This window comes from Streptomyces sp. NPDC033131 (genome assembly GCF_055578365.1).
This window is the reverse complement of the sequence record NZ_JBVIPA010000113.1, coordinates 1-2072: the sequence shown is the minus strand read 5'-3', so window position 1 is coordinate 2072 and position 2072 is coordinate 1. Positions and strand designations below refer to the sequence as shown.

General features: G+C 69.3%; 2 protein-coding genes and 1 pseudogene. All 3 read right to left on the bottom strand.

The window, feature by feature from the left end; translation table 11 throughout:
- Positions 1-871 (bottom strand): PAS domain-containing protein (locus ACZ5XS_RS45700; RefSeq protein ID WP_468661632.1); only part of this gene is annotated, 871 nt, incomplete at its 3' end.
- A gap of 221 nt (positions 872-1092) precedes the next feature.
- Positions 1093-1242: a hypothetical protein gene (locus tag ACZ5XS_RS45695; protein ID WP_468661631.1), complete on the bottom strand. Its 150-nt coding sequence runs from the start codon at positions 1240-1242 to the stop codon at positions 1093-1095.
- A pseudogene (locus ACZ5XS_RS45690) lies at positions 1239-1928 on the bottom strand (oxidoreductase); the annotation flags it as partial. The gene ACZ5XS_RS45695 and the pseudogene ACZ5XS_RS45690, both read right to left, overlap by 4 nt.
- Positions 1929-2072: the final 144 nt, after the last annotated feature.

Here is a 2072-nt window from a genome sequence, read left to right as displayed (position 1 = left end):
GCAGATCAACGGTGGCGAAGTCGGCGAACTCCGGCACCGCCACCTCGGCCAGTGCTTGCGCTGTGCGCGCCACATCGAGGCTGCTGCTGATCCGGACGGTGGCGTCGTTGAGCAGCTGCAGCCGCTTGCGCGCCCAGTACTGCTCGGTTATGTCGTGGGCCGCCATCCCCACGCCGCACATGGCACCGCTCTCGTCCCGCACCGGGTACACGGCGCTGGACCAAGCATGCTCCCGGCTCTCCCCGGGGGTCTTCACGTAGGTCTCCACCTGCTGCGGCTCCTCGCTTTCCAGCGCTAGGCGCACGGCTCGCTCCAACCGTGCGACAGCCGGGTGGGGGTCGCCCTCCATGAACCGCAGACCGCGCATCTCGGTCTCGGTGAGGCCCAGTGCGTTCTCCGCGCAGCTGTTGGCATGGCGCAGGCGCCCGTGCGTGTCGAACACGAGCATCGCGCAGCTGGGCGACTGCCTGAGCATCCACTCCATGAGCGGCTTGTCCTGGGGGGTGGCGGCCTCGGCCAGGGAACAGACCAGAAACCAGTCCGGGCCTGTACCCGTCATCGTCTGACGGTGGGCGAGCAGACCAGCCTCCACCAGGTGCCCGTCCCGGTGCCGCAGCCGCCGCCGGCCACTCCACCTCGACAGTGCCTGGATCTCGCGCAGCGTCTCCGAGGTCAGTGTTTCAGCGAGCAAGTGGGCGGCGGGCGCGCCGACGATCTCGTCCGGCAGGTAGCCCAGTAGCTGCCGGGCACCCTCACTCCATTCCGTCACGATGCCGTGCTGATCGACGACAGCCCATGCCGAGCCACCGTCGTCGACAACGTGGCCGGGCAGCCCCGGGCGTTCGGCGATGGAGGTCCGTCGCTGTTCCATCGCCGTCTCGTTTCCGCTGAAGGCTCGGGGACTTCCGCTTGCCGACGCTGCGCTGCGCGTCCGTCCGCCCCCGTGTCTCCATTATTGCTCGCCCCACCCAAAAGGCACCTCGTGGCGCTTTGTCAGTCGGTGACGGCAGGCAGAAGGGCTTGTCACCATGTCGTCGTTCAGCGGTCGTGGAGAGCCGCTGTCCGGCGGTGACCTCGATGGAGACGGAGCGGTTACGGGGGGTGGCGGAACCGCATCAGTGCGGCCTCCGCCGCCTCGGCGTAGCGCACGACGGTGGTGTTGTGGTAGATCCCCGCGGCGTCGGTGTCCACCCACTCCACGCGGGCGCGGTGGACACCGTACGGGTGGACCGTGCCGCTCATCCGGTCGTCCGGCTGGGCGTCCACCGCAGGTGGACGGCGTCCCGGGGGGTCTCGCGCAGCAGCGCCAGGCGCGGGCGGACCGTGTCCGTGCGTGACGTCGGCGGCTTGCGGTGGCCGGCCACGAACTGAGCCGGCCACTCGGCGCCCGGGCCGCGGTACTCCTGTTCTGCGGCCGCCTGCAGGGTCCACTGCGGGTTGTAGAGGTGGGTACGGCCGAGCGCGCACAGGTCGGCGCGGCCGGCCAGCAGGATCGAGTTGACGTCGTCGTACGACGAGATCGCGCCCACCGCGATCACGGCCACGTCGTGCTCGGTGTTGCCGTCCGGGGACCAGTCGGTCGCCGAGATACGGACCGTCACCGGGCGGTCGGCCGGGAAGGCGGCGCGGACCGCGTCGAAGACCTCCAGGGGGAAGCGCAGACGGTTCGTCAGCGCACCGCCGTACTCGTTCATGCGGTGATTCGCGACGGGGGAAAGGAAAGAGGACAGCAGATAGCCGTGAGCGGCATGCACTTCGAGCAGGTCGAAGCCGGCTTCCGCGGCCCTGCGCGCGGACGCCGCGAAGTCGGCCACGACCGCGTCCATGTCCTGACGGGTCATCTCCCGCGGCACTTAGGGCAGCGGGGACGGGCCGACGACCTCCCAGTTGCCCTCGTCGAGCGGCTGGTCAATGCCCTTCCGTTGCAGTTCAGCTCAGTTCGGAGAGATCGCGGATGGTTGCGTACCGGACCTGGCTCTAGTAGGACTCCGTTAGGTTGTTCTGTCTCTTGGGTCTGGGCTGGTGGTGGATGTTCTGGGCAGGGGGCGGTGGCAGGTGGTGCAGGTGCCGGT